24 protein-coding genes are annotated in these 26,394 nt (G+C 66.4%); 20 read left to right on the forward strand and 4 right to left on the reverse strand.

Annotation, left to right across the window (positions count from 1 at the left end; genetic code table 11):
• Positions 1–207 precede the first annotated feature (207 nt).
• The 4 genes from ABT340_RS09380 (at position 208) to ilvC (ending at position 6,547) form a co-directional block, all read left to right on the forward strand.
• Positions 208–2,868, forward strand: a complete 2,661-nt coding sequence (locus ABT340_RS09380) for a putative bifunctional diguanylate cyclase/phosphodiesterase (protein WP_352010225.1) — start codon at positions 208–210, stop codon at positions 2,866–2,868.
• Positions 2,869–3,164: 296 nt separating this feature from the next.
• Positions 3,165–4,928: an acetolactate synthase large subunit gene (locus ABT340_RS09385; RefSeq protein WP_352010226.1), complete on the forward strand. Its 1,764-nt coding sequence runs from the start codon at positions 3,165–3,167 to the stop codon at positions 4,926–4,928.
• 64 nt (positions 4,929–4,992) lie between these two features.
• Positions 4,993–5,517, forward strand: coding sequence for an acetolactate synthase small subunit (gene ilvN / locus ABT340_RS09390; protein WP_184720112.1), 525 nt, complete (start codon positions 4,993–4,995; stop codon positions 5,515–5,517).
• 49 nt (positions 5,518–5,566) lie between these two features.
• Positions 5,567–6,547 carry a ketol-acid reductoisomerase gene (ilvC, locus tag ABT340_RS09395; protein ID WP_352010725.1) on the forward strand — a complete coding sequence of 327 codons (981 nt, stop codon included), beginning with the start codon at positions 5,567–5,569 and terminating at the stop codon, positions 6,545–6,547.
• 90 nt (positions 6,548–6,637) lie between these two features.
• Here the strand turns inward: ilvC and ABT340_RS09400 are convergent, their stop codons facing one another.
• The gene (locus ABT340_RS09400; RefSeq protein WP_352010227.1) at positions 6,638–7,417 is read right to left on the reverse strand and encodes a CAP domain-containing protein; all 780 of its coding nucleotides are present in this window, start codon (positions 7,415–7,417) and stop codon (positions 6,638–6,640) included.
• A 173-nt stretch (positions 7,418–7,590) separates the two neighbouring features.
• Between ABT340_RS09400 and ABT340_RS09405 the strand changes: the two genes are divergently transcribed.
• The gene (locus ABT340_RS09405) at positions 7,591–8,976 is read left to right on the forward strand and encodes an MFS transporter (protein ID WP_352010228.1); all 1,386 of its coding nucleotides are present in this window, start codon (positions 7,591–7,593) and stop codon (positions 8,974–8,976) included.
• On the opposite strand, the gene ABT340_RS09410 is transcribed toward ABT340_RS09405, so the two are convergent.
• Positions 8,957–9,502: an FHA domain-containing protein gene (locus ABT340_RS09410; protein ID WP_352010229.1), complete on the reverse strand. Its 546-nt coding sequence runs from the start codon at positions 9,500–9,502 to the stop codon at positions 8,957–8,959. The two genes, ABT340_RS09405 and ABT340_RS09410, sit on opposite strands and share 20 nt — an antisense overlap.
• A gap of 88 nt (positions 9,503–9,590) precedes the next feature.
• Between ABT340_RS09410 and ABT340_RS09415 the strand changes: the two genes are divergently transcribed.
• Together ABT340_RS09415 and ABT340_RS09420 are read left to right on the forward strand one after the other, a co-directional pair.
• On the forward strand, positions 9,591–10,118 hold the full coding sequence (locus tag ABT340_RS09415; RefSeq protein ID WP_352010230.1) for a PadR family transcriptional regulator: 528 nt from the start codon (positions 9,591–9,593) through the stop codon (positions 10,116–10,118).
• Positions 10,115–10,306: a hypothetical protein gene (locus ABT340_RS09420; protein ID WP_502992461.1), complete on the forward strand. Its 192-nt coding sequence runs from the start codon at positions 10,115–10,117 to the stop codon at positions 10,304–10,306. Before ABT340_RS09415 ends, ABT340_RS09420 begins: the two co-directional genes overlap by 4 nt.
• A gap of 559 nt (positions 10,307–10,865) precedes the next feature.
• Here the strand turns inward: ABT340_RS09420 and ABT340_RS09425 are convergent.
• Positions 10,866–12,323 carry a helix-turn-helix domain-containing protein gene (locus ABT340_RS09425; RefSeq protein ID WP_352010231.1) on the reverse strand — a complete coding sequence of 486 codons (1,458 nt, stop codon included), beginning with the start codon at positions 12,321–12,323 and terminating at the stop codon, positions 10,866–10,868.
• 374 nt (positions 12,324–12,697) lie between these two features.
• On the opposite strand from ABT340_RS09425, the gene ABT340_RS09430 reads away from it, so the two are divergent.
• The 13 genes from ABT340_RS09430 to ABT340_RS09490 all read left to right on the forward strand — a co-directional run bounded on the left by ABT340_RS09430 (position 12,698) and on the right by ABT340_RS09490 (position 24,067).
• Positions 12,698–13,081, forward strand: a complete 384-nt coding sequence (locus tag ABT340_RS09430; RefSeq protein ID WP_352010726.1) for an ATP-binding protein — start codon at positions 12,698–12,700, stop codon at positions 13,079–13,081.
• 1,663 nt (positions 13,082–14,744) lie between these two features.
• The gene (locus ABT340_RS09435) at positions 14,745–15,488 is read left to right on the forward strand and encodes an endonuclease/exonuclease/phosphatase family protein (protein WP_352010232.1); all 744 of its coding nucleotides are present in this window, start codon (positions 14,745–14,747) and stop codon (positions 15,486–15,488) included.
• 7 nt (positions 15,489–15,495) lie between these two features.
• Entirely contained in the window at positions 15,496–15,981 is a 486-nt protein-coding gene (locus ABT340_RS09440) for an HAD family hydrolase (protein ID WP_352010727.1), read from the forward strand.
• A 450-nt stretch (positions 15,982–16,431) separates the two neighbouring features.
• Positions 16,432–16,941 (forward strand): hypothetical protein, encoded by a 510-nt coding sequence (locus ABT340_RS09445; RefSeq protein ID WP_352010233.1) that lies wholly within the window; start codon positions 16,432–16,434, stop codon positions 16,939–16,941.
• Between the two features lie 584 nt (positions 16,942–17,525).
• Complete coding sequence (locus tag ABT340_RS09450; protein ID WP_352010234.1) at positions 17,526–17,903, forward strand: plasmid replication, integration and excision activator; 378 nt, start codon at positions 17,526–17,528, stop codon at positions 17,901–17,903.
• Positions 17,904–18,165: 262 nt separating this feature from the next.
• A complete protein-coding gene (locus ABT340_RS09455) occupies positions 18,166–19,626 on the forward strand; it encodes an FtsK/SpoIIIE domain-containing protein (protein ID WP_352010235.1) in 1,461 nt (486 codons plus the stop codon).
• A 68-nt stretch (positions 19,627–19,694) separates the two neighbouring features.
• Complete coding sequence (locus tag ABT340_RS09460) at positions 19,695–19,862, forward strand: hypothetical protein (RefSeq protein ID WP_352010236.1); 168 nt, start codon at positions 19,695–19,697, stop codon at positions 19,860–19,862.
• 20 nt (positions 19,863–19,882) lie between these two features.
• Positions 19,883–21,472: a replication initiator gene (locus tag ABT340_RS09465; RefSeq protein WP_352010237.1), complete on the forward strand. Its 1,590-nt coding sequence runs from the start codon at positions 19,883–19,885 to the stop codon at positions 21,470–21,472.
• Between the two features lie 81 nt (positions 21,473–21,553).
• Positions 21,554–21,907 (forward strand): hypothetical protein, encoded by a 354-nt coding sequence (locus tag ABT340_RS09470; protein WP_352010238.1) that lies wholly within the window; start codon positions 21,554–21,556, stop codon positions 21,905–21,907.
• Positions 21,904–22,293: a hypothetical protein gene (locus tag ABT340_RS09475; RefSeq protein WP_352010239.1), complete on the forward strand. Its 390-nt coding sequence runs from the start codon at positions 21,904–21,906 to the stop codon at positions 22,291–22,293. Before ABT340_RS09470 ends, ABT340_RS09475 begins: the two co-directional genes overlap by 4 nt.
• Positions 22,294–22,987: 694 nt before the next feature.
• Positions 22,988–23,371 carry a hypothetical protein gene (locus ABT340_RS09480; protein ID WP_352010240.1) on the forward strand — a complete coding sequence of 128 codons (384 nt, stop codon included), beginning with the start codon at positions 22,988–22,990 and terminating at the stop codon, positions 23,369–23,371.
• Between the two features lie 332 nt (positions 23,372–23,703).
• Positions 23,704–23,916, forward strand: coding sequence for a hypothetical protein (locus ABT340_RS09485; protein ID WP_352010241.1), 213 nt, complete (start codon positions 23,704–23,706; stop codon positions 23,914–23,916).
• On the forward strand, positions 23,906–24,067 hold the full coding sequence (locus ABT340_RS09490; RefSeq protein ID WP_352010242.1) for a hypothetical protein: 162 nt from the start codon (positions 23,906–23,908) through the stop codon (positions 24,065–24,067). The genes ABT340_RS09485 and ABT340_RS09490 overlap by 11 nt, the downstream gene beginning before the upstream one ends.
• A 536-nt stretch (positions 24,068–24,603) precedes the next feature.
• On the opposite strand, the gene ABT340_RS09495 is transcribed toward ABT340_RS09490, so the two are convergent.
• A complete protein-coding gene (locus tag ABT340_RS09495; RefSeq protein ID WP_352010243.1) occupies positions 24,604–26,364 on the reverse strand; it encodes a recombinase family protein in 1,761 nt (586 codons plus the stop codon).
• Positions 26,365–26,394 lie beyond the last annotated feature (30 nt).

The following is a 26,394-nucleotide window of genomic DNA, read 5'->3' on the forward strand; positions in this document are numbered from 1 at the left end:
CGTCGTGGGACGCGGAGGACGAAGGACGACGCGTTCTCGACGGCAACGCGGGCACGGCAAACGGAGACCGCCGCGCACGCGAGACGAACCGAAACCGATGGGCAGACGACATTGATCCGCTGGCGTGACCCCCGGGTAGCGCTGACCGCCGCGGCCTTGACCGGCGTGGCGGGGCTGGTTGCCGCCTTTCTCAGTGGTGCTGCCGTTGTGATCGTCGGCGCGGTCGCGGGCGTTACGGCCGCGGCGTTCGCCGCGTTCTCGCTGTTCGCCGCCGCGCGCCGTCCGTCCGACCGGGCCAGTGCGCTGGCCTGGCGCTGGCTCGCCGCGGGCAGCGCCACCTGGCTGGTCGGCATCGCCGTACGGCCGCTGGCCGACGGGACGCCCTTCGTGGTGACGTTCGCCGATCTGGTCCTGCTCGCGGGCACCGCGATGCTCGCCGTCGGCACCGGTCTGTGCGCGGTCAGACAGGCGCGTGGTCAGGCGCTGTTACGGGACCTGGCCGACGCCTATGTCTGCGCGGCCTCGCTCTTCGTCATCGGCTGGGTGTCGTTGTTCGGCCCCGCCTACCGCGACGCGGGTGACGCGGGAACTTTCGCGGTCACCCTCGCCTCACCGTTGCTCTGCCTGGTCCTGGCCTGCGCGGTCGGCCCGGCCGTCGTGCCCGCCAGGCGTTCGGCCTGGCCGGTCGGGCTCGCGGCGCTGGCCGTACTCGCGGCGGTCACCGCCTCCGAGACCGTCACCGCGCTGGCCAGACTGACCGGTGACGAGCCGCCGCTGGGCCAGGTGTGGCTGGCGCCCGCGGCCTTCCTGCTGCTCGCCGCGGTCGCGTGGAGTGACCGTACGGCCCGCCCTGACATCTCCGGCGAGGACCGGGACGAGGCGGCAGGCGACGCCATGGCGGAGGCCGTGGCGGAGCCGGGGGAGCAGCAGGAGACCGAGTCCTCTGCGGCGGAGGGCGAGACGGAGGAACTGGTCGGGCAGACGGCCTCCTCGCTGCTGTCCGCCGCGCCGCTGGTCCTGGTCGTGGCCGCCGCCGTGGTCGTGCTCCTGCGGGTGCTCGGCGGTGGCGTCCAGGGGCCGGTGCCGGTCCTGGCGCTGGTCTCGGTCTCGGTCGTCGTCGTCCTGGTGCTGCGGCTGTTCGTCGTGCTGATGGAGACCGGCCGGATGCGGCGCCTGGTCGATCTCGGGGAACGGCAGCTGCACGACCTGGCGGAGAGCACCGGGGACGTGGTCCTGGTGTGCGACTACGAAGGCGTGGTGCGTGAGATCGGCGAGGGCGTCGAGACCACGTACGGCTACCGCCCCGAGGACATCGTGGGCAGGAGGATCTTCGACTACATCCACCCGGAGGACGTGCCCGCCATCCAGGTGGCGATGCGCGCGATGAGCCTGGACGAGGAGCCCGCCGAGAACGCGGGGACCTGCATGGTCGCCTGCCGGGTCAGGGCGTCGGACGGCACCTGGCGGCCGACGGAGTCGGTCGCGACCCGCCGGGTCCGCGGTGAGGAACTGCTGCTGGTGACCACCAGGGACGTCAGCGACCAGGAGGCCCTGCGCAACCAGGTCGCCCATCTGACCTTCCACGACGGTGTCACCGGGCTGCCGAACCGGGCCTACTTCGAGGAGCGGACCCGGGAGGTGCTGGCCCGTCCCGGTGCGGGCGCCGCGGCCGTGGTCTTCCTCGATCTGGACGGTTTCACCGCGGTCAACGACTCGGTCGGCCACGCCAGCGGCGACTACCTGCTCGGCCAGGCGGCCCGCAGGCTGCGCGCGGCCGTACGGGCCGACGACACGCTGGCGCGGTGGGGCGGGGACGAGTTCGCGGTGCTGCTCGAAGGGGCGACGGACGCCCAGACGGCGGTCGACCTGGCCGAGCGCCTGGTCCGCACGGTCTCCTCGGAGCCGTTCCGGGTGGCGGACCGCGACGTCGCGCTGACCGCGAGCGTGGGGGTCGCCTTCGCCGACGAGGACGTCTCCTCGGCCGATCTGATCCGTAACGCGGACGTGGCGATGGCCCGCGCGAAGGAGCTGGGCGGGCGCCGGGTCGAGGTGTTCGCCGCGCACATGCACACCGATGTGGTCAGGCGCCTCGAACTGGCCGCCGACCTGCAGCGGGCGCTGCTGGAGAACCAGTTCGCCATCGAGTACCAGCCGGTCGTCGACCTGGCCACCTCACGGGTCACCGCGGTCGAGGCTCTGGTGCGCTGGTGGCGGGGGAGCGCCTTCGTGCCGCCCGAGCTCTTCCTCGGCCCGGCGGAGGACACCGGCCTGATCGTGCCGTTGAGTGAGTGGATCCTGCGTGAGGCCTGCCGGGAGGTCGCCTCCTGGCACGCCTCCTCGTGGAAGATCGGCCTGTCGCTGAACCTGTCGGCCCGCCAGATCATGGCGCCGCGCTTCGTGGAGAGCGTCGAGTCGGCCCTGTCGGAGAGCGGCCTGCCGCCCAGCGCGCTGACCCTGGAGGTCATCGAGGAGATGCTGGTCGAGGACGCCGAGGAGACCGTCAACCGGCTCTCCGAGCTGCGTGAGCTGGGCGTACGGCTGGCCATCGACGACTTCGGCACCGGTTACGCCTCGCTCGCCCTGCTGCGGCAGCTCCCGGTCGACATGATCAAGATCGACCCGTCGTTCGTCTCGGGTCTCGGACGCGACGAGACGCTGACCCTGCTGACCCGCACGATCGTACGGCTCGGCCACGATCTCGGCCTGATCGTGGTCGCCGAGGGCATCGAGCGTCAGGAACAGCTCGAACTGCTGCGTGAGATGGGGTGCACCAGGGGGCAGGGCTTCCTGGTCGCGCGGCCGATGGCGGCGCGCGGGGTCGACTCGCTCATGCACACGGACATGCCGAGCATGCCGAGTGGCGTCTGACGGACCGGCCAGCCCTTGAAGGTCGTTTTACCTGGTCAGCGACCTGGAATGGGAAAGGCGCCGTCCAGGTTCCCGTATTTTTCCGTCTCGTATCGTGAGATCACCGTCCCATGAATTTGACGTGGGCCCGGTACGTCGGCCATGGTGGACCCATGCATCACCGTGGGATTCTCGTAGTACTTCGCCGGCGCGCGGGCCGATAGCGAAGCACCTCGTCCTGCGCGCCGCCCCAGATCCGCCATCCCCGGCGGGATGGGGCATTTTTTATGCCGTTGTAGAGATCGACCCCATCAAACATGCTCAGCCACACAAGGAACGAGCCGATGACCGAACAGATGACAGGAGCCCAGGCCCTCGTGAGGGCACTGGAGAACGTCGGAGTCGACACTGTGTTCGGGATTCCGGGCGGCGCGATTCTTCCCGCCTACGATCCCCTATACGACTCTGTCAAGGTCCGGCACGTGCTCGTACGGCACGAGCAGGGCGCCGGACACGCCGCCCAGGGCTACGCCCAGGCCACGGGCAAGGTCGGGGTCTGCATGGCGACCAGCGGCCCGGGAGCGACCAACCTGGTCACGCCGATCGCCGACGCCTACATGGACTCGGTCCCGATCGTCGCCATCACCGGCCAGGTGACCAGCGCGGCCATCGGCACCGACGCCTTCCAGGAAGCCGACATCTCCGGCATCACCATGCCGATCACCAAGCACAACTTCCTGGTGACCGACCCGGCCGACATCGCCAGGACGATCGTCGAGGCCTTCCACATCGCGGGGACGGGCCGTCCCGGGCCGGTGCTCGTGGACATCTCCAAGGACGCGCTGACCAACAAGACCGTCTTCCAGTGGCCCCCGGTGATGCAGCTCCCCGGCTACCGCCCGGTGACCAGGCCGCACTCCAAGCAGATCCGCGAGGCGGCCAAGCTGATCGCCGAGTCCAAGCGCCCTGTCCTGTACGTGGGCGGCGGCGTGCACAAGGCAGGGGCGGCCGGGGAACTGCTGGAGTTCGCGGAGCTGACCGGCATCCCCGTGGTCACCACGCTGATGGCGCGCGGCACCTTCCCCGACAGTCACCGCCAGCACCTGGGCATGCCCGGCATGCACGGCTCGGTGCCCGCCGTCGGCGCGCTGCAGCGGGCCGACCTGCTCATCGGGCTCGGCGTCCGCTTCGACGACCGCGTCACCGGCAACCTGGACAGCTTCGCGCCGTACGCCAAGATCGTCCACGCCGACATCGACCCGGCGGAGATCTCCAAGAACCGGCACGCCGACGTCCCGATCGTCGGCGACTGCAAGGAGGTCATCACCGAGCTGATCAACGCGGTGCGCAACGAGAGCCGCAAGGGCGACTACAGCGAGTGGTGGAGCCAGCTCGACGCCTACCGGGAGACCTACCCGCTGGGCTACACCGAGTTCGAGGACGGCTCCATCGCCCCGCAGTACGTCATGCAGCGGCTGAGCGCGGTCGTCGGCCCCGACGCGATCTACACCGCGGGCGTCGGCCAGCACCAGATGTGGGCCTCCCAGTTCATCGGCTACGAGAACCCCGGCTCCTTCATCAACTCCGGCGGCGCGGGCACGATGGGCTTCGCGGTCCCCGCCGCGATGGGGGCGAAGATGGGCAGGCCGGACACCACGGTGTGGGCCATCGACGGCGACGGCTGCTTCCAGATGACCAACCAGGAACTGGCCACCTGCGCCATCGAGGGCGTGCCGATCAAGGTCGCGATCATCAACAACGGCAACCTCGGCATGGTCAGGCAGTGGCAGACGCTCTTCTACAACCAGCGCTACTCCAACACCAACCTGCAGACGGTCCGCCGCATCCCCGACTTCGTGAAGCTCGCCGAGGCCTACGGCTGCGTCGGCCTGCGCTGTGAGCGCCCGGAGGACGTGGACGAGGTCATCAAGAAGGCCATGGAGATCAACGACGTGCCCGTCGTGATCGACTTCGTCGTCCACGAGGACGCCATGGTCTGGCCGATGGTCGCGGCCGGGACCAGCAACGACGACATCAAGTTCGCCCGTGACATGGCGCCCGTCTGGGACAGCGAGGACTAGCGGTGGGCGAGCGGACCGACAGGCACAGCGGTGTTCCGGCGGACGGCCGGGCGAAGGGAATGGCATGAGCAGGCACACGCTCTCCGTGCTGGTCGAGAACAAGCCGGGCGTGCTCGCGCGCGTCGCGGCGTTGTTCAGCCGTCGCGGTTTCAACATAGACTCGCTGGCGGTCGGGCCGACCGAGCACGAGGACATCTCCCGGATGACCATCGTGGTCAACGTCGAAGACCTCCCGCTTGAGCAGGTCACCAAGCAGCTCAACAAGCTGATCAACGTGCTCAAGATCGTGGAGCTCGACCCGGCTCAGGCCGTGCACCGTGAACTCACCCTGATCAAGGTGCGGGCCGACGCCGAGAACCGTTCGAGCGTGCTTGAGTTGGTCAACCTCTTCCGGGCGCGCTGCGTGGACGTGGCTCCGGACGCCGTGACGATCGAGGTCACCGGCACTCCGGACAAGCTGCAGGCCTTCATCAAGCTGCTGGAGCCGTACGGCATCAAGGAGCTTGTCCAGTCGGGCATGGTGGCCATCGGCCGCGGTGCCCGTTCCATCACCGACCGTTCTCTCCGGGCCCTGGACCGGAGCGCGTAGACCGTACGAGCCGTACGGGAAAACCCGAAAGGTTAAGAGAGTGACTGAGATCTTCTACGACGACCAGGCCGACCTGTCGATCATCCAGGGCCGGCACGTGGCCGTCCTGGGCTACGGCAGCCAGGGCCACGCCCACGCGCTCTCCCTGCGCGACTCCGGCGTGGACGTCCGGGTCGGCCTGCCCGAGGGCTCCAAGAGCCGCGAGAAGGCCGAGGCCGACGGCCTGCGCGTCGTGTCGCCCTCGGAGGCCGTCGAAGAGGCCGACCTGACCATGATCCTCGCGCCGGACCACATCCAGCGCCACCTCTACGCCGAGCACGTGGCCCCGAACCTCGTCGAGGGCGACGCGCTGTTCTTCGGCCACGGCCTGAACATCCGCTACGGCCTCATCGAGGCGCCGGAGGGCGTCGACGTGGCCATGGTCGCCCCCAAGGGCCCGGGTCACCTCGTCCGCCGCCAGTACACCGCCGGGCGCGGTGTGCCCTGCCTCGTCGCCGTCGAGAAGGACGCCAGCGGCAACGCCTGGGACCTGGCCCTGTCCTACGCCAAGGGCATCGGCGGCACCCGCGCGGGCGCGCTGAAGACGACCTTCACCGAGGAGACCGAGACCGACCTGTTCGGTGAGCAGGCCGTCCTGTGCGGTGGCGTCTCCGAGCTGATCAAGGCCGGGTTCGAGACCCTGATCGAGGCCGGCTACCAGCCCGAGGTCGCCTACTTCGAGTGCCTGCACGAGATGAAGCTGATCGTCGACCTCATGTACGAGGGCGGCATCCACAAGATGTACTGGTCGGTCTCCGACACCGCCGAGTACGGCGGCTACTCCCGTGGCCCGCGCGTGGTCACCAAGGAGACCAAGGAGGAGATGCGCCGCATCCTCGCCGAGATCCAGTCGGGCGAGTTCGCCAAGGAGCTCGTCGAGGAGTTCGACAGCGGCCAGAAGAAGTTCACCGCCTACCGCGAGGAACTGGCCGAGCACCCGATCGAGAAGACCGGCGCCAAGCTGCGTCCGATGATGAGCTGGCTCAAGTAGCGGGGCCCGTCAGAGCGGTCGCCGTACGGCCCGCGTCCCCGCGACGGTTCACGTCACGGGGGCGCGGGCCGTACGCGTCTCCCGCGGGGGTCAGTGCCTGGCGAAGTCCTGTGTCCAGTAGACACGGCCGCGCGGGCTGGTGGCCATGCCGATCCCGATGTGGGTGTAGGAGCAGGTCATGATGTTGCGCCGGTGACCCGGGCTGTTCATCCAGGCCTTGACCACCTCGGCCGGGGTCCGCTGGCCCCAGGCCATGTTCTCCGCCCACGCCGACAGCGGGCTGAACCCGGACGCCTTGATCCGGTCGGTCATGGTCCTGCCGTCCTTGGACGTGTGGTTGAAGTAGTTGTTGGCCGCCATGTCGGCGGAATGCCCCTGGGCGGCCGAACGCAGCCGGGAGTCGTCCCTGAGGGCCGGGCAGCCTCCAGCCCGTCGTTCGGCGTTGGTCAGCCGGAGCACCTCCTGGACGGCCTTGGGGACACCACACGACAGGGTGGCGTTCTTCGAACGGCCGGTGTTGCCCTGGTCGTCGGTGACGACGGCGTAGTAGACACCGGAGACGCACGGCGCCGTCACGGTGACCCGTCCGTTGACGCCCCGCAGGGAGGCGCTCCTGACGGTGGGGTCGGTGCCGGTCCTCTCCTGCAGGATCCGGATGCGGACCAGGGCGCTGCCGGTGCAGCCGACCCGGATGGCGGAGGCCTGGATCTTCCCCGCGGAGGACACGGCCGGGGCGGCGGCGTAGACACGGCACTCGGCCTGCCGTACCTGCGGCGCCGTCACGGCCTCGGCACTCTGGGCGGTGGCGCTCGGTGCGCCGAGCGCCACCAGGCCCCCGGCACAGGCGAGTATCCCCAGAGGTCTGCGCATGGTGGTTCCTCCAGATCGTTGGGCGCTGGATGGGTTCCGCATTCTGCCGGGGGCGTGCCGTCCGTGTCACCACGTCGCGGCCGACGATCACGGTCTCCGGCCCGCGCGACGATCCGGAAACGTTTCCGCCCTCCGGGAGCGTCACCCGGGAGACCGTGCGCTTGAATGTGGCCATGGTCACGCCGGCACCCGTCCCCGCACCCCTGATCGTTCCCCGTGCGGTGCGCGTCGGCTACGGTGTCGGCTCGGTCTGCACTGGAACGTTCTCCACGGTCCCCGGTCTGCTGCTGCTGTTCTACATGACCAACGTGCTGGCGGTTCCCGCGTGGGCCGCCGGGCTCGTGGTCTTCCTGCCCAAGCTGTGGGACATGGTCCTCGACCCCTGGGTGGGGCGCCGCTCCGACCACACGGTCTCCAGGTTCGGCGCGCGCCGTCCCTGGATGCTGCTGGGCGCGCTCACCCTTCCGGTGACGTTCGCGCTGATGTTCGCCGGGCCGCCGCTCACCGGTCTGCCCGCCGCGCTGTACGTCGCGGTCTGCTATCTGGCCACCGCGACCGCCTACGCCTTCTACGAGGTGCCCTACAAGGCGATGGCCGCGGAGATGACCGACGACTACCACGAGCGTTCCGCGCTGCTGCAGTGGAAGATGGTCTTCGTCGGGGGAGCGATCCTGCTGTCGGGCTCCGTCGCTCCGGCGGTCGCGGGCGACGAGGTCTCCGGCTACCGGCTGATGGGCCTGCTCGTCGCGGCCGTGCTGCTGGCCTCCATGCTCGCCTCCTTCTTCGGTACGGCCCGCGTTCCCGCCCCCGAGGCCCCCCGGGCTCCCAGGATCCCTGGGGTGCGCGGAGCGGGACCGTCGATCAGGGCCCAGTTCGCCGAGGCCAGGTCGAGCGGGGCGTTCATGCCGCTGCTCGCGCTGGGCTGCGCGCAGATGTTCGCCGCGGGGGTGCTGCTCGCGGGCGCGCCGTACTTCGCCACCTACATCCTGGGCGATCCGGGGGCCGTCACCACGCTCTTCATGTGCGTCGTCGGGCCGTTGCTGGTCACGATGCCGCTGTGGGTGCGGCTGTCCCGGCGCTACGACAAACGGGGTGCGATGGCCCTGGGGTCGGCGCTGTTCGCGGCGGGCGCGGCGGGAACGGCCCTCTCGGGAAGCCTGGGGCCCGTCTACGCGCATCTGTGCCTGCTCGTCGTCGGTGTCGGCTACGCCGGGCTGCAGCTGCTGCAGGTCTCGATGCTGGCCGACGTCGTGGCCCACGACACGATGGTGACCGGCGGGCGCCGCGCCGGGTCGTTCACCGGACTCTGGGCGGCGTGCGAGACCGTGGTCTTCGCGCTGGGCGCGCTCGTGCTCGGCTGGCTGCTCGGCGCGGCGGGCTTCGTCGAGTCGGGCCCGGCGAACCCGGTCGCGCAGCCGGAGGCCGCGGTCGCGGTCACCCTGTACGGCGGGACCCTGCTGCCCGCCCTCTTCGCCGGGATCAGCCTGCTGCTGGCCAGGCGCTACCCCCTGACCGCGCGGACGCTCGCGGCAGGAGGGGTCACCCCAGCTGGGGAGTGATCACCAGGAAGACGCAGTCGCCGAAGGACACGACGTCTCCGGGACGGACCTTCGCCGGGCCGACCAGCCGCCAGTCGTTGAGCCGGGTGCCGTTGAGCGAGCCGAGGTCGACGACGATCCAGCCCTCCCCGTCGCGGCGCAGTTCGGCGTGGATCCGGGAGACGGTCAGGTCGGCCAGGACCAGGTCGCAGGCGGAACCCCGGCCGACCACGTAGCGGGTGCGGTTGTCCCCGGGCAGCGCGAGCCTGGGCAGCCTCGGGCGCCGCCAGGCGGACTCCACCCGTTTGGTGAAGTCGGAGGCCGAGGCGACGATCTCGGTGACCATCCGGCGGAAGCGGCCGCGTTGCGGCAGATCGGCGACCAGGTTCTCCAGCTCGCCCTGACTCTGGGCGCGCAGGGCCATGTCCACCCGGCCGAGGAACGTGTCGTGCGAGAGGTGACCCTCGACGGCGCGGTCACGAAGCTCGTTGATCGCACGATCGCGGTCCCCGTCGGAGGCGCGGGCCGGGGGATGCGTCGAGCTCATCCCCCGAGTATCCGCCCCAACGGTGGAACCTGTCCAGAATATGCGGATCTCTTGCGACAACCATACTCGGTATGCATACTCGGTATTCATGGCGATCAAGCAAGGACTCCTCGCTCTGCTGAGCCGGGGACCCCGCTACGGCTATCAGTTGCGGGCCGAGTTCGAGGCGTCGACGGGGGCGACCTGGCCGCTCAACATCGGCCAGGTCTACACGACGCTCTCCCGCCTGGAGCGTGACGGCCTGGTGACACCCGGCGAGCAGGACGAGCAGGGCCGGGTCGTCTACACGATCACCGAGGCCGGTCTGACCGAGATGGCGCGATGGTTCAGCACCCCCGTCGCCCAGTCGGACCGGCCTCGGGACGAACTCGTCATCAAGCTCGCCATGGCGGTCGCCGCCGGCGCCGACGTACGGCCTGTCATCCAGGCCCAGCGGGTGGCGACCATGAGCACGCTGCAGGAACTGACCCGGGCGAAACGGGTGAACGCGGAGAGTCCGGCGCAACGGCTGGTCATCGACTCGATGATCTTCCAGGCGGAGGCCGAACAGCGCTGGCTCGACCACTGCGAGGCCGTGCTCACGGCCTCCATCCAGACGCAGGAGAGACATCGATGAGCACAGAACCGGTCCTACGGCTCGCGGACGTGACCCGCGTCCACGGCGAGGGGCCGCAGGCCGTACGGGCGTTACGGGAGGTGAGCCTGGACGTGGCGGCGGGGGAGCTGATCGCGGTGATGGGGCCCTCCGGCTCCGGCAAGCCCGGTATGGGATTGTTACACTTCTTTCGACAGGTCTTCAGGTAGTTCCCCCTAGCCCTAAGCTGCGCTGATTGCTCGCGCCTGTGCGCCTTGCGCGCTTCGACGTCCTCGGGACGCTCCTTTGGAACACGTCCTCACCACCCATCTACTTCCCCTACCTCCCCCATCCCCCATAGCTGCCGACTACGGGACTGCCGAGGGAGTCCTGTCAAGGGCGGCCTTGCGTGTACAGCAACCACTGGCCTTCCTCGCACGCTGGTTGCCCTACCGTCAGGGGCCGCCCTTGATAGGGCGACCGAGCCCCGTACACTCGGGCGGCGGGGGACTCCCACCCGCACCGCGTAAGCGAACAGGTGAGACGGGAGAGAGCCCCCGCCATAGCGAGGGCTCCTGAGGCTGACGGTTAAGGCTCGGGGATGGGATCGGTTCCCCCGTAGAAGTGCGAGACAAGGAAACGTCGGCCTTCGTCTGAAACCGTCTCTTGGTCGGCGTCGAACAAGCCGCCGAGTTCGACGTCAGCAACGATGCGAAGGTCTGACAGAGGTACGCCGACCTCATCGGCGATGGAACGCAGGCTATGCGGAACAACGCCCAACTTAGACCCCTAAGCGCTCAAAGTGGCTGTCAAGTCTGACGCGAGATTGGGTGTGTACTGGCGCGCTGCTTCAACCATCATGCGCATATCGGCGGTGATGCGAGTAGAGCGAAGGGTGACAGCCTCCTTAGCCGCACGAAGTGCCTTCGCTTCGCCTTGCTGAGTGTTCCCAGCACGAAGATCAAGTATGGCCAGCCTGGTAAGGCACCGTAGGCCCGTGCGCGTGCGTCCAGAGTCCAGACGCTCTACAGCGGAGGTCAAGCGTTGGTGGGCCTTGGCATCTTCACCCAGCGCGTAGAGGGCCAGTCCTAGCGCACTGTCATGATGACCTTGAGATAAGACGATCCGCCGTGCCCACTCCGGAGCCTGAGCGGGGAGGTGGAGCGTTGCTGCCTCTTCCGATTGCGCAACGTGCCGTAGCCCGGCTGCGCGGTCTCCGGCAGTGGCGCAATGTCTTCCTGCTACGGCGTGAAGGTTCGCCCTCTCTGCGGAACTCATGCGGTCATCACCCAGCGCTAACCTCAGGACTTCAACTCCTTCTCTTGCCCGTCCGGTATCCGCTAGGACTGTAGATAGGTCCAACATGGTATGAGCCCGTAGGTCTCGGTCAGGGCCTCTGGAAGCGTGATCAAGGGCAATGGTGAGAAGGCTGACAGCCCGCACGGGAGCGCCCCCGTCGTACTCGGCCCACCCCAGACGGTCAGCGAGTAGTCCGAGCGCAGAGTGGAGACGCTCTCTCGTACTTCCTGACATCTTCCGATCGAGGAAAGTCGAACCTGTCATGAGCACCCCGCGCGCCATGGCTGAGGCAACATCCCCGTGACGGGCGAGGTCCATCCCCATATAGAGGGACGTCGCGTTCTCGATCGCTTCGACTTCGGTGATTCCTATGGCGTCGTGAGTTGGCAGACCGGCTGAGGACTCAGAGAAGAGGCGGTTTAGAGGCTCCAGCGCAGCCGCTCCCAGGGATGCTGCCGCGATGGTACTGAGAAGAGTTCGGCGTCTCACATCATCGACGGTACCTGGGGCGATCCCGTTGGCTTCCAGGTGCGACGTTGCGGCAACGGGAACCCCGAGGGTTCTTTCATAGGTGGCGATCAGCGCAGGGGTGACCTCTCGTTCGCCCCTTTCAACCCTGCTGATGTGCCCCTTTGAGGCGTTTGCCGCCTTTGCTATGACATCGAGACTTATCTTTTGGGATTCCCTCAGTGCCCGAAGTTCTCGGCCCGTCGTCACACCAGTCCCTTCCTCACACGTGAAGTTGCGGAGGTTGCCGCAACCAGATTGCCGCAACACCGCAACGGTGACCACGTATTCGTCGGTCCCGATCCTAGAGGCTAGATCACGCACAGGGGCCCGCTTTACCCCTGACGCATTCCTCGCAGAACAAAACCTACAAATCGGACACACAAAATGGACCCGCCACAGTGGCGACTGTGACGGGCCCTGATCGACCGCACACGACATTAGGAGGTGCGATCAGTGCGTCACCTTACGCGCTTGCCCGCAGGACAAGGAACAGGACATGGCGCGGGAGTCGCAGATCAAGAGCAGTTCATTCACCTAGTGCGGCTGGCCTGGGATTTACGGATGCTGGGCATAGCCGTAGCGCTTGAGTGCTTCCCGGCTCAGGAACCGCGTCTCGTAGTACGGCGGCGGGCTATAGAGCCACTACGGGTTAGCGCAACGATGCGACGTCAGGTTTGGGTGTTCACCTGGGGACGTGGGCGGGACTGCTGGGGACCCGCCTTGGATGTATGGGTAGCGCACCGCATTAAGCAGGCGGCGCAGTGAGTGGGATCAAGCTGGGGACCATCACCCTTCCCGGCTTGGAGAAGTCGGTGGGGGTCGCGCGACAGTACGTGACAGCTCTGCTTACACGCGCGGGTTACACGGCTGCACATATGCAAGATGTGGTGCTTCTCGTGAGTGAAGTTGTCACTAATGCAGTGGTGCATACCGCATCTTCAGATCCAGGAGGGAAAGTCACCGTCAAAATCGCTCTCGACGGAAACAAGATATACGTCGAAGTAATAGATGACGGATCTAACGAAGTACCCATGCCACGCGCGCCCGACGATCTAGGGCTAGGCGGACGCGGTCTATGGCTGGTAGAGGCTCTATCCGATTCTTGGGGTGCGAGCGTGGAACAAGGGCGCACTTCCGTATGGATGTGTATCTCTCCGATGAAAGATGGAGAGGAAGACGGATGTTCGTTCCGGTAATCGAATGGCGAAGCGCCACCGTGGGCGTGGGCCTTGAATACGGCTACTGGGGCGGGATGCGCTGCTTTTCGCTCTCAAGCGAATTGGATTTCTACTGCAAGAGAGTATGGAACCTCGACCCACAAATCCCTGTACCCGCTGTGCGTGGCGATCGGGTCCGGCAGACGTATAGATCTCGCGCGGAAGCCCAAAGGCATGCAACAGATGCGCTGACACTGCACATCTCAGCGATTCTCAAAGCCGTGCAGGAGACAGAGAGGGGATCAACGAAAGAGCAATGAGAACGCTACAAGGCGTGGAGGCGCGACGGCAGGTCTTGGACCTGATAGCAAAGGGTGGACTTCTCACAGAAGTCGCACGCCAACTACACGTCTCCACCGGAATGATATTGCATGAGCGCATCGGCGATGCCGCCTTTGATGCTCAGGTGGTCGAAGCGTCAGGAGGACGGCTGCGGCCAGTGAAGCGCGCGGATTGCCCCGGCGAATACTGCGGAACCTCTAAAGGCTACTTCAAGTACATTTGCCGGAAAGATCAATGCGCAGCGACAATCAGAAAGCCGTCACCCCTCGATGACCTCGAATGCCGAGAGCGGATCATTGCCGCGATCCTCAAGGAAAAGGCATGGTCCCGCGATGACTTGGCTCAGCTCACCGAGCGGGAGGGAATCCCAGATCTCCGACTTCTATGGAAGCGAGGGATATGGGATCAAGAATGGCGGATTTGCCTTGATGGGACACTAGCTCAAGTCCGCGATCCGAAAGTTCCTCACGGACAGAGGGGCGGATACATGACGGCCCTATGTCGCTGCGGAGACTGCCGTGCCTGGAAGTCTGAAAAGGGATGACACGGAAGCTAGAGTCTGAAAGGCTGCGCAACAATTTAATATATCTTCTAAAGGTCGGCTACTCCCTGCGCTCGGTATGCAAGGTGCTCGGCTTGAACATGAATATGCTGTACGCAGAGAGAGCCCGCGACCCGGATTTTGAGAAAGAGATAATAGCGGCATACTCCAAGGGGAGGAAAAAGCCTAAATCCACACCCCCTCTGAAATGTCCGGGGAATCAATGCGGGTCATCTCGTGCATATGTAGTTTTTGACTGCAAGGAAGGTCCTTGTAGAGAGGCTGCTCGCGAGAAGACCCCCTTGGACGACCCTGCCCGGCGCGTCATGATACTTGCCGAAATTCTCAAACAAAGGGCTTGGACGCGTAAGCATCTTCGGGCAATCGCTCTTTCAAATGGTGTCACTCTACGCCAGATATGGGGTCGTGAATTACGTGACCCCGCGTGGCTAATGGCGCTAACCGATGTACTAGAAATTGTGCGCGACCCTAAAGTTAAGCATGGGAGTCATATCGCCTACACAAAATCTGATTGCGGCTGCAAAGATTGTCGAACAGTACGCAATTAGGTTAGGTACATATCACCATGAGGTTAGGAATCTCTGGCGTGAAGGCGAGATGCCAGATGGTACGGGCCTTCGCTGTCGCCGAGTGATGGTCTGGCGCTGGCTGCACTGATGGTTGTTCTGCTCCCAGAGAACAAGCGCCAAGCCCCTGGCGGGGGCTAGACCGTGAGGTGCAGCGGTTGTCAACTGCTGCATCTTCGCCGATCTGCCCCCGCCGAGTTCTCCATGTCCGATTCCCGGAGGGTGCAATCTCGTGCGAGTTGTTACGTTCAACCTGTGTAACGGCGGAATCGACAACGGCGACGACGCGCGTCTCCGCAGGCAGCTTGACCGGTTGGCTGGGCTTGACGCTGACGTGGTTGCCCTACAGGAGGCTAAGTACTGGGCTGAGCCCAACACTCGCCTTTTCCACGGTGGTCGGCCCTTCCATCTGGCCAAGGGGGTCCTTGGTATGGACGGCTTTCTCGTGCCGTCCGAACATGACGGCTGTCACCTGGCGTTCTTCGTGCGGACCGGTCGCGTGCGGGTGGTTCAGGAGAAGCACACGGTAGGTGCACCGTACTGGCACGCGGTGGGTCACCTGCGCGCTCTGGTGGACGGCATGGTGACGTCGTTCGTCAACGTCCACTTGGCTCCCTCGACGCCACGCTTGCGCGAGATAGAGGCCGAATCCTTGGCGCTGAAGGTCCGTAAGGGCGAACCCATCGTCATGATGGGTGACTGGAACGCCGTCCCGACCACCTACGCCGGAACCTCCGGAGATCGCCGAAAGCTCGACCACCAAGCCGCCTTCGCCCTGAGCGAGGTGGGCCTACGCGACGCGGCGGTTGCCATGGGTGTCACTGCCCCGACCGTCACGAAGCCGCTGCCCTACCCGTGTGATCGGATCTATTTCAAGGGTCTCACTCCGACGTCCTTCCAAGTCGGAACCGGCGACTGGGCGTCCGATCATCTGCCCGCGATCGGCGACTTCGACCTCATGCCCCCGAACCGGTGACGACGTGATGGGCCGGTTCTCCTGCGTCGTGCTGGACTACGGTTCGACGCTCACGCGTCCGGGATCACCGGTTGACCTCGAACTCTCCATGCGGCGCATCACCCCGGCTGCTGTTGAGGTGATCCACGGGCTTTATCAGGCGGGGATGAACCTGGTGTTGGCCTCCAACACGCGGCACGGTCAGGATCGGCGCGAGTCGCTGCGTCGTGCGGGAGTGTTGGAGCGGTTCACGGCAACGTTGCAGTCCGCGACGCTCGGCGTTGCCAAGCCTGACCCGTTGTTCTATAGGTTCGTGCTCGCCGCTGCCGACGTTGCCCCTTCGCGGGTCCTGTTCGTCGGCAACAGCATGGCTAAAGACGTCCTTGGCCCTCTCGAACACGGCATGCGGGCTGTGCTGATCACTCCCGACGCCGACCATCCCCCGCTTCCCCTTGGTGCCAAACCCATCCCGACCATCGCCCACCTACCCGAGTTGATCCGAACCTGGCGGTAGCCGTACAAACTCGTGGGCGGGTTCCCATGGCGTCTTGAGGTTCTTTCGGCAACTGAGCCCTGCTGCCTGAGGAGGTGGCGGGGCTTCGTCGTGTCCGGGGTCGGGGCGGCGGGTGAGCTTGGCATCTGACGAACTGTGGCTCCGAATGGTCGTGCTGGGTACTGGACCATGGCGGTACGGCCTTCGCCGGTGACGAGTGGCGGGGCCGGTGGTGTCGGGTTGGGCGGTGCGGGCCGGTCTGACTGACTGGGTGAGCTTGGCATCTGACGAACTGTGGCTCTGTGACTCGCGCTGTGTACCGGACCATGGCGGTACGGCCTTCGCCGACACGGCGGAAAGGGTGTCCGGGTGGGTCGTGCAACTGCTTCTGCGCGAGAGCATGCCTTCGGCGTCAAGATAGAAGGCCCTGAACGCGGCGGAAGGTGAACGGTGCGGAAGTGGTTGACGGGCGTGGTGCTGCTGCTGGTGCTCTCCGGGTGCGGCACCCCTGGCCCGACCATCACGAAGGCACAGGCAATGGCCGTGGTAGATGGCTATATGGGGCGGATGTTCAAGGCGGTGCGTGGGCCGGTCTTCACGAGGACAGCCCAGGGTGATTTCGGGGGCTCGTGTGTGTACCCGATCGACGGTCCGGCTACTGGGCAGATCAACCCGGGACGGGAGTTTTGGACGGATCCGGTTTCTGAGCGGGAAGGCCGTGCCTATCTGGATGCCGTGGTCGCGTTCTGGGGAACGCAGCCTGGGGCAAGGGTGGCGCCGTGGATGAAGCTCTCAGGTGAGGGCTTCGACGCGGTTGAGGTCTGGCCTATCCCCGATAGCCGATACCGCTTGTTGGTCGAGTACTTCGCCCCTCCGGGCATCCGGAAGGTGCATGTGGTTGGGGAGCTGGACGAATGTATCTGGGAGACCGGTACCGCTCCCCCTGAGCCTGATCCCGATCCTGATCCGTTGATGCCCTGATTCTTTCGGCAACTGAGCCCTGCTGCCTGAGGAGGTGGCGGGGCTTCGTCGTGTCTGGGGTCGGGGGCGGGGGCGGCGGTGCGTTCCCGGTGCGGCGGGTTTGGTAGGTCGCGGCGGTTGGCGGGTCGGTGGACGGCGGGGTCTGCCCGTCCGGCTGGGACGGCGCGGCGGGACCGGCCGCTAGGCCGCATGCCCGGCCGATGTCGGCCCGGACGGGCGGGCGCGCCGCGCCGGGCGGCGGCGTGGAGCGCCGCCGCTCTTGATACCTATAAGAACAATTCGGCAGTGCGCTGCGGTGGACGCTTCCCCACCCATGATTACGGAGAGTAAAAAGCGTCGGAGATATTGCCACTATGTTAAGGGCGACATAAAGTGCGGGGGTTCTATAGAGAAGTCATGAAAGGCGGAAAGGTGCCGTCTTTTTGATTTCGACGGGAACTTCTCTGGCTATTGGTTCGTTTACCAAGTATCATCAACAACCCGAAACGACTGGAGGTCAAGTGGCTCTACAGGGTCCGATCCCTGTGGCTCATGAGGTGGTGTTCCCCCATGGCTGCTACGTCACGGGGGAAGTGGCAAGGGTTATGGATTTCGAGGCGAGCACGGCGGAACGCCAGGTTCCGGCGCGGGACAAGGCGACGGGACTTCCGGTGTGGCAGGTGCCGGTCATGGACGCTGACCCGTCCGTGAAGGTGTCGGCTAAGTCGGTGGCCGTGAAGATCATTTCCGATGAGGAACCGGTCGTTCCCCCGGTCCCACCTGCTCTGGAGGCGCTCGGGGTGAACTTGGTCCCGATCACCTTCATCGACCTGGCGGTGACGCCGTGGGTCAACGGTGACGGTTCCAGGGCACGACTGGCGTACTCCTACAGGGCGTCGGGCCTGCGCGCGGCGGGCTCGGCGACGGAAAGCGCGGAAAGCAAGACGGGAAAGGGCAGAATGCCGTTCGATAGCGGCGAATGAACATACGGTTAAGTAAGTTACGGGTACGTAGGTAAGTTCACCGGGAATTGCTGCTGCCGGGTACGCGCGTGGGGCGTGTGCTGGCTGGCCTGAGGGGCGGCGTTCCTGTGGACGGGCCGTGGCGGGTGCGGCTGCCGGGTTTCCGGTAGCCCCCGCTTCGGTGGCTGTCTTCTTCCTTTAGCGGTGTGTTTGGTTTGCCGTGCGCGTGTACGCGTTCGGTTGTCACGGGGAAACTCGGGGAACTGGGGAGGCGCTTTCTTTGGTGCTGCGCAGAATGCCCGGCACAGAGGTACAGAACGTTGTGGCTACCCGTCCGGACACGTCGATCGTGTTCAGTCCGACGGTGGTCAAGACGCCTGCGGTGGTGACGCTGCTGGTGTGGTTGTGGCGTGCGCTGGCGGGGCTGGCGGTGATGGTGTGGCGTCACCCGGTGGCGTGCGGGGTCGTGGCGGTGTCCGGGACTGGGTGGGTCCTGGTGGGGTGGCGGCTCACGCTGATCGGGTGGGTCGGCGTCGGTGGAGTGCTGCTGTCGGGGTCGGCGTTGTGGCCTGCGGGTGCGCGGCGGTTGCTGGCGTGGCCTGCGCTGGCGTTCGTCCGCTGGGTGTGGGTCTACCGGCGTCGGTGGCGTGCGGTGTGCGCTACGACGGGGCTGGCTGTGTCCATCGGCGGTCGGGAGTACGGGCCTGACCTGGTGCGGGTGCGGTGTGATCAGCATCGTGACCGGGTGCTGGTGAGGATGTTGTCCGGTCAGTCGGATGAGCAGTACGCCGATGCCCTGATGGGGTTGGCGCATGGGTTCGGGGCGGTGTCGTGCCGGGTGTCCTCGCCTCGGGCGGGCTGGGTGGAACTCGTCTTTCCGCGTCGGGATTCGCTGGCTCGGGTGGTGACGGCTCGTCCGTATCCGGATGCGCCGGTGGTGACGACGGTGGACGTGGGTCTCGCCGAAGACGGCGGGCCGTACCGGCTTCAGGTGCACGGCACGCACATCCTGATCGCGGGTGCTACGGGCGCCGGTAAGGGGTCGTGGTTGTGGTCGATCGTGCGTGGGTTGCTGCCTGCGCGGGCGGTGGGCCTGGTGAAGCTGTGGGGTCTGGACCCGAAAAGGATGGAGCTGAGTTTCGGGCGCAAGCTGTTTGACCGGTACGGGGCTGACCCTGAGACGTGTGCTGACCTGCTGGAAGCGGCGGTGGCGATGATGCATGAGCGGGCGGACCGGTACGCGGGAGTACAGAGGTCGCACATCCCGTCCGAGCGGGATCCGTTCGTGGCGGTGATCGTGGATGAGATCGCGTTCCTGACGGCCTACCAGCCGGACAAGGGCTTGAAGCTGCGGATCGGGGCGGCGTTGGCGACGTTGACCACGCAGGGTCGGGCGGTGGGTATCGGGGTGATCGCTGCACTTCAGGACCCGCGTAAGGACGTGCTCAGTATCCGGCACCTGTTCCCCGACAAGATCGCCCTGCGCCTGGATGAGCCGAGTCAGGTGGACATGGTTCTGGGCGACGGCGCGCGGGACCGGGGCGCCCTGGCCGACAAGATCCCTAGGCATCCGACTGACAGGCGTGTAGGTGCGGGTGTGGCGTACGTGCGGCGGGAGGACTCCCCTGACCCTGTGCGGGTGCGGGCGGCCTACGTCTCCGACGACGACATCAAAGAGATGGAACGGCAGTACGCGACCGTCGCGGCGGGCGGCGGCAAGGACTCGGGTAGTGAGGTGCGTTGATCCTTTCGGTGCCTTTGGATGGCCTGTCCTGCGCGGTCTGTGAGGCCGAAGACCTGTGGCAAGACGTGATGAGGGGCTTGGTCGAGTGCCGTTCCTGCGGGGCGCGGGCCGTCGCGGGCGGGGAGTTCGGTGAAGAGGGCGACGGGTTCGACGACGACCGGTTCAGTGACGACCGGTTCGACTTCGATGACGGGTTCGACGGTGACGGGTTCGACGGTGACGGGGGGGTTGGTTGATCGTGGGTGAGGCGGGGCGGATGCTGCGGGCCGTGACGCGGGAGGTGGCCGAAGAGGTCGCCATCGCGGCGGGCGTGTGCATCCGTCCCATCCCCTACAGGCGGGTTGATGTGCGCACGGGGCTTGCCGAAGTGGTCGGCGTCCCGTGCGGTTCGACGATGGAAGCCAAGTGTCCGCCGTGCGCGCGTCGGGCTCGGCAGGTGCGGCGGGCGCAATGCCGGGAGGGCTGGCACCGGGAGTCTGAGCCGGTTCCGGCTGAGGCCACCGACGATCAGCGGGATTTGGTGGTGGCGCGGGCGCATCTGACGCTCCAGCGTGAGGAGGCCGTACACGCTGGCGTTGATGCCGATGCGCTGCGGGATCTGGATCTGGCGATTGACGCGGTGGATCGGGAGATTCAGGCATCGGGGATGGTTGGGGGTGTGTCGGGCCGGTCGGGCGGCGGGCGGTCGCGTTCGACGCGTCGGCGTCAGGATGCGCCGGATCTGCCTCGGCGGGTGATGCGTCAGACGACGATCGGGCGGGTGTTCCGGGCGCCGGACGGGAAGACGTTCCGGCCCTCGATGTTCGTGACCCTCACTCTGCCGTCGTACGGGCGGGTGCGGGGTGGGGTGCCGGTGAACCCTGCGGCTTACGACTACGGGCGGGCGGCGCGGGATGCCGTGCACTTCTCGAAGCTGGTTGACAGGTTCGTGCAGAACCTTCGCCGTGTGGCGGGGTTCGATGTGCAGTACTTCGCCACGGTCGAACCGCAGAAACGGTTGGCGCCGCACCTTCATATAGCGATCCGCGGGACGGTCCCTCGTTCGGAGCTGCGGCAGATCATCGCCGCGACGTATCACCAAGTGTGGTGGCCGTCCACGGATCGCGTCGTGTTCGACGGGGATCGGTTGCCGGTCTGGTCGGCTGGCGGGTACGTCGATCCGGCGACCGGTGAGGCGTTGCCGACGTGGGATGAGGCGCTTGACCGGCTCGGCGCTGACGAGGACGCCGAACCTTTGCACGTGACGCGGTTCGGGGTTCAGTTCGACGCGCAAGGGGTGCTGTCGGGCAGTCAGGACGCTGACCAGCGGGTGAGGTACCTGACGAAGTACCTCACGAAGTCGCTGGGTGATCCGGTCGGGGATGCGGTTGAGGGTGGGGATGCGGCGCGGTGGGCGCATGTGGGGCGCCTGGTGGAAGCGCTGCGGTATGAGCCATGTGCGCCGACGTGCGCGAACTGGCTGAGGTTCGGGGTGCAGCCGAAGGGTGCCAGGGCGGGGTTGGTGCCTGGCCGGTGCCGGGGCAAGGCGCACAAGCCGAGTCATCTGGGTTACGCGGGGCGGCGGGTGCTGGTGTCGCGGCGTTGGTCGGGCCGGACGCGGGGTGATCACCTGCGGGATCGGCGGGCCTGGGTGATGGAGGCGCTGGGCTTGGGCGACGACGGCGGGGGTGAGGAGCCGGGCCGGTTCGTGTGGGTGCCGGTGGCGGCGGGTGATCCGGTGGCGGGTTCTCGGGTGCTGCGTTTGCTGCGGGAGGTGGCGCGTCGTCAGCGGGGGCGGGCTGCGCTGGCTGAGGCGGCGTCGCGGTCACGGGGGGATGGCACGGCTGAGGAGGTGGTTACGGCGTAGGTGGTGGGGTGCGGCTTGGCAGGCAAGGCAGGACGGCAGGCAGGAACACGGAGAAAGGGCGGACTGATGGTTACTCCTGCGGTGGCGGTGCTGGCGTTGGTGCTGGTGGTGGTGTTCCGGGTCGGGTGGATGGTGGGGCGTGCTCATCAGCGCCGGTCGGCGGGTGAGCCGGTGTTGCGGTACCGGATGAAGACGGTGACGGCGGGGGCGTCGGGCGGCGGGCGGACGGTCAGTGTTCAGCGGGTGACGGGGCCGTGGACTCACGTTGCTGCTCAGGCGCGGCGGGTCTCGGAGAAGACGGGGGTGGTGCGGGTGGATCTGGTGCGTCATCAGGGGCGTGAGCAGACCGTCACGACGTGGGTTCATGGTCGTCAGGTGCGCCAACTGACCCAGCGAACCCCGGTGACCTCGGTGGACTCGACGGGGAGGGCGTGAGCGTGACGGCGGTGGTTGGGTTCGTGGCGGCGGTGGTGCTGGTGGCGCTGGTGGCGCTCGGGGCGTTGGTGTGGACGGTGCCGGTTCGGGGGGTTCCTCCGCGTCCGGCTGGGCCGTGGCCGGTGCAGCGGTACACGCTCGGTGCGGCGGTCGGGGGTGAGGTGGAGATCCGGAAGGTCAAGAGCACATGGCCGCAAGTGGAGGAATGGGCGGTGGCGCGCTCGCAGTCTGAGGAGGTGAGCGAGGTGTATGTCCTGCGGGGTCGGGTGGCGTGGATCTGGGAGGACGGGCGGCAGGTCCGCAAGGTCACGCGGGCTCGTCGGGGCGATCTCTCGGCGGGGGTGGTGCGTCCGCTGGATGACGTGGGGTGGGACAAGCGCGCGTGACGGCGCGGTCCGTACGGGGTCAGGTCGGTTCGGTCAGTGGAGAGAGGTTCGTGATCGTGATGGGGATGTTGGTGGCGATTGTGGTGGCGGTGCTGGTGACGGCGCTGGTGATGGAGACGAAGGCTCGTCGGGAGCGGCGCTCGACGGAGGTGTTTCTTCGGCAGCGGGGGCTGAGTGCTCGGCGTGAGGAAGCGGCGGATGGGGTTCGGGGGTGGGCTGATGGCCCGAACCGGGTTCGGGGGGTGCGTCGGGGGTCGTGGGAGTAGTCGGGTCGGCAGGGCGGCGGGAGAGGAGAGATCAGTGGTGGATGGGTTCATTACGGCTCGGGGCTGGTTGGTTCCCCCGTGGGCGATCGGGTTGTTCGTGCTGATGCTGTCGGTGTACTGGGCTTTCGGGTGGTTTCAGAGACGGGCGTGGGATGCGGCGGCGAAGCGGGCGGCGGCGGGGGGGTTTCGGGGTGCTGGGCCGTTGTTCATGGTCGGGACGGTGGAGATGGGGCGCGGGGTCATTCAGCGGACGCGTCTTAGTGCTGCGGAGGCGCATGCCTGGGCTGCTGCGGAGTCCATGGGTCGTAAGGCGTATGTGACGCTCGTGACCTCGGATGGTCAGGTGGCTGAGACCCGGGTGTGGGTGCGGGGTCGGGAGTCGCAGTGGTGACGGTGGCGGTAGAGCGCAGGAAGTGAAGGGAGTAGGCGTGGATGGTTCGGAGTGGTTGGCGCTGGCGGTGGCGTTGCTGGCGGGTGGTGTGGTGCTGGTGGCACAGGGGGTGCGCAAGCTGCGCAAGCCGCGCGGGTTGGGGGCGTGGCGCAAGATCGAACGGCGTGAGGCCAAGGGTGCGGGGGTGTTGCTGGGGGTGGATCGGGGGCGCGCCTGGGACGTGGAGATCCGGGCGATGGGGTCGGCGGATGAGGCCGAACGGTGGGCGCGCAAGGCGTCAACGCCTGGGGTGCGGGTCTTCATGACGGTGCGGGACTGGGAGGGGCAGGCCGTTCACTCGGTGTGGGAACGGGGGCTGCGGGTCAAGCGCAAGGCGCGCTACGACTACGGCCCGGCTGGTGCGACGGATAAGAGGAGGTAGTGGGATGTGGTGGTGGCGTAGGCGAGGTGGCCGGGGTGATGCGGCGGCTGCTGAGCGTAGGCGGGTGCGGGTGCAGGAGGAAACGGAGAGAGCAGAGGAACCCGGAGGGGCGTACTGGGTGACGATCATCGAGAGTTCGGGGTTGGAGAATCAGACGCACGTGGGGCGGTGGTCGCAGGTGTCGGCGTGGTGTGCTGCCCGGTCGCAGGTGAGGGGTGCGGAGGTGGCCGTGTTGCGGCGGTTCACGGCGCACGAGACGTGTTGGTTGTGGCGGCGCGGGGCGTTGGTGGAGGTGTCGCGGCGCCGGTGTCCGGCGGAACAGGACGGGTCGGGTGTCTGAGGTGGATTCGAGGTTGGGGGTGCTGGTGATGGTGCTGGCGTTGGGGTTGGGGGTGGTGGTGACGGCGGGGGTGGGGTTGGTGAAGACCATGGTGGTCATGGCGGCGGTGGTGAACGCGGTGGGTGTGGCGGTGGTGCTGGCGGTGGTGGCCAAGCGCCGAGACGGTGGCGGTAACGGTCGAGAGGGTGGGCGTCATGGCTCCTGAGTGGTGGTTCGTGATCGCGATCTTTATCGGGATGCTGGTGAAGATCGCGCTGCTGTTCGGCGGGATTGCGGTCTTCGTGATGATCGTGCTGGCCATAGTGCGGGGCTTGTCTCGGCGTGAGGATGACAAGTGGGAGAAGGACAGGCCGTGAGGTGATCGGCGTGGGTGCGGTGCGGGGTGGCGCTGGTTGAGAAGGGCGTGCGAAGCACCATTCGGCGTTTGGGGTGAGGGGAAGGGGCGCGCGGCGGGTGGCGGTCGCGGGGTTGGGCGGGTGGGTGGGGTACGGGCGGGGGGCAGCACGGAAGCCCCGTGGCTACTGTGCGTGGTCACGGGGGCGGTAATTGTTACGTTGTGTAGGCGGCTGGGAAGGGGAGCGGGACGGGCGCTGAGGGGTTGCTCTCAGTTGGTGATCGTGGGGCGGAACGTGGGGCGGGCAAGCGGTCGCGTCGATCGGCTGGCGCCCGTGAAGTTGTCGGGGGCGGCTCGGGGGCGCAGGTAGTCAGTGGATCATCGTCTGGCTATCGGCTGACGGATGATGATCAAGAGTGGGTTAGGCGGACAGTGGCAGAGCTAGGGCCACTGGCCGACGAAGATCGGGATTATCTCGCGCTGGTCTTCAAGAATCATCGCTAGTTCAAGTGACTACTGCCCCGGTCGGGATTGACCGGGGCAGTAGTCATTTCCGGGTTAGGCGGCGTCTTGCACGTCGCGGGGACGCTTGGTGATGGTGACTCGCTCTCGGATGGGCAATCGCTTTCCCCGCCCGACAGGCAGAACGGTCACTACCAGCATGCGACGGCAGATCTCGCGCTGTTCACCGAGATCGAGGTCTTCCCATGCGCCATCGATATCCTCTGCGCCGATGAGCTTCGAGGCGGGGTGGACATCGGCAAGCGCCTGGTCAAGCCTGGCCTTCGTCGTTTCCATCTTCTTGCGGCGCTTGGCGGTCATCTCAAGCATCTGCGCCCGGCTGATGAGGTCGGCTTCGCGGTCGGCGCTGATCTCCCGTAGCCGCGCCTGGTGTGTTGCCATTTCCGCGCGGAGAGTGGGGATATCGGCTGCTGGGGTGGCGGGGTGGCCGATGATGTCGGCGGGGTCGGAGATGCGGATCAGCTCTTTGAGCGTGGCGACCACCAATGCGTCAAGTTCCTCACGCTGACACACGACGTGTCCTTTCCTGGGCCTCTGACCGGCGTGTCCTTTCCCGAGCCCCTGGCAGCGGTATGTCTTCTCTTCATCAATGCGGATGACCTCGCCGGTCTTGCGGTCCTTGCGCTTCCACTTCTTGTTCTGTGGGGTCATCACCTCCCCACACGGACACAGGTAGATGCATGAGCCAAGTGATACGGGTGTGTTTCCTGGGCTGGTGCGGCGGTCAGGGTCAGTCCACATGTTCACCAGGCGCCAATAGTTCTCCGGCTTGACGATCGGATCACCCGGCAGAGTCCCCACAACCTCATCAGGCGTGTAATGCGTTGGCAGGTCGGGAATCTCCTCGTCGTAGTCCTCTTCGTCTTCTGCTCCTTGGAACGGGTTCAAGGGAGTTACTGGCCGAAACACACAAAGTCCTGCGTTGCAGGGGCGTAGCAGCATTTCGCGCGCTAGTGGTGCGCTCCACGGCTTTCCTGTGGTCGTCCGCAAACCGGCTGCGTTCATGTCGCGTGCAAGCTCTTTGACGGCGATGCCTGTGAGCGCGATGTCGTGATACTTGGCGATGGCGTCGGCTTCGTGCTTGCGGTGCGTGATCCCATCGGGCTCGAACCCGTAGCGGCGTCGGCCTCCGCCGAATCGTCCCTCTTGGGCCTGCTCCTTGCGGGCACGGCTTACCCTGCGCACGGTGTCGCGGGATGCCCCGTTGGCGATGGCACAGTGAATTCGCGCTGAGGTGATGTCGCTGTCGTTAGCCAGTCTGAGACTGCCGGTGAATGAGTCGGCGATGATGCGCGGGCGTGAAGCCTCGACTACGTCAATGAGGTCTTCTAGGTCCCTTGGGTCACGCACGGTGCGGTCAAGGTGGTAGGTCGTGAAGCGGCGGTATCTGCCCTCGCTAAGGATCCTGAGGGCGAACCTGAATTTGGGGCGAACGGTCCGGAGCTGGCTTTCCCCGTTGGGAAGCTTGATCTTGCGTCGCTTGAATGCGCTGGTGTCATTCTCAACAAGGATCATGCCGACCTTTGAGCCACGGCGGGCGGTCAGGTTGCACGTGTCCTCGATCTGACGCGCTACACCGTTGATCTCCTCTTCCTCGGCGTCGGAGATCCGCACCAAAATCAGGGTCTTACCCACCGTGGGGTCATTAGCGGTCCACACGTCACCTGCGGCGTTCCAATGCCCGTCAACCCCGTCAATCGACATGGGGCCACCGTTCAGCATCGCCTCTTTGATAACGGTAATACGCGCTTGTTGCTCAACCTTGGCTTTGGTGGGGGCCTTGGTCTTGGTCGCCATCGCTATATCGTTCCCTTCCTCTCCGGCCTG

It is taken from the genome of Streptosporangium sp. NPDC000239 (assembly GCF_040300765.1).
Classification (GTDB): domain Bacteria; phylum Actinomycetota; class Actinomycetes; order Streptosporangiales; family Streptosporangiaceae; genus Streptosporangium.

What these genes read in the sequence shown, in the direction of transcription:
- ABT340_RS09385 (WP_352010226.1), top strand. Translation starts at nt 3,165, where the DNA reads ATGCTCAGCCACACAAGGAACGAGCCGATGACCGAACAGATGACAGGA.
- ilvN (WP_184720112.1), top strand. Translation starts at nt 4,993, where the DNA reads ATGAGCAGGCACACGCTCTCCGTGCTGGTCGAGAACAAGCCGGGCGTG.
- ABT340_RS09400 (WP_352010227.1), bottom strand. Translation starts at nt 7,417, where the DNA reads ATGCGCAGACCTCTGGGGATACTCGCCTGTGCCGGGGGCCTGGTGGCG.
- ABT340_RS09405 (WP_352010228.1), top strand. Translation starts at nt 7,591, where the DNA reads ATGGTCACGCCGGCACCCGTCCCCGCACCCCTGATCGTTCCCCGTGCG.
- ABT340_RS09410 (WP_352010229.1), bottom strand. Translation starts at nt 9,502, where the DNA reads ATGAGCTCGACGCATCCCCCGGCCCGCGCCTCCGACGGGGACCGCGAT.
- ABT340_RS09415 (WP_352010230.1), top strand. Translation starts at nt 9,591, where the DNA reads ATGGCGATCAAGCAAGGACTCCTCGCTCTGCTGAGCCGGGGACCCCGC.
- ABT340_RS09420 (WP_502992461.1), top strand. Translation starts at nt 10,115, where the DNA reads ATGAGCACAGAACCGGTCCTACGGCTCGCGGACGTGACCCGCGTCCAC.
- ABT340_RS09425 (WP_352010231.1), bottom strand. Translation starts at nt 12,323, where the DNA reads ATGTCGTGTGCGGTCGATCAGGGCCCGTCACAGTCGCCACTGTGGCGG.
- ABT340_RS09440 (WP_352010727.1), top strand. Translation starts at nt 15,496, where the DNA reads ATGGGCCGGTTCTCCTGCGTCGTGCTGGACTACGGTTCGACGCTCACG.
- ABT340_RS09450 (WP_352010234.1), top strand. Translation starts at nt 17,526, where the DNA reads ATGGATTTCGAGGCGAGCACGGCGGAACGCCAGGTTCCGGCGCGGGAC.
- ABT340_RS09460 (WP_352010236.1), top strand. Translation starts at nt 19,695, where the DNA reads ATGAGGGGCTTGGTCGAGTGCCGTTCCTGCGGGGCGCGGGCCGTCGCG.
- ABT340_RS09465 (WP_352010237.1), top strand. Translation starts at nt 19,883, where the DNA reads ATGCTGCGGGCCGTGACGCGGGAGGTGGCCGAAGAGGTCGCCATCGCG.
- ABT340_RS09490 (WP_352010242.1), top strand. Translation starts at nt 23,906, where the DNA reads ATGGCTCCTGAGTGGTGGTTCGTGATCGCGATCTTTATCGGGATGCTG.
- ABT340_RS09495 (WP_352010243.1), bottom strand. Translation starts at nt 26,364, where the DNA reads ATGGCGACCAAGACCAAGGCCCCCACCAAAGCCAAGGTTGAGCAACAA.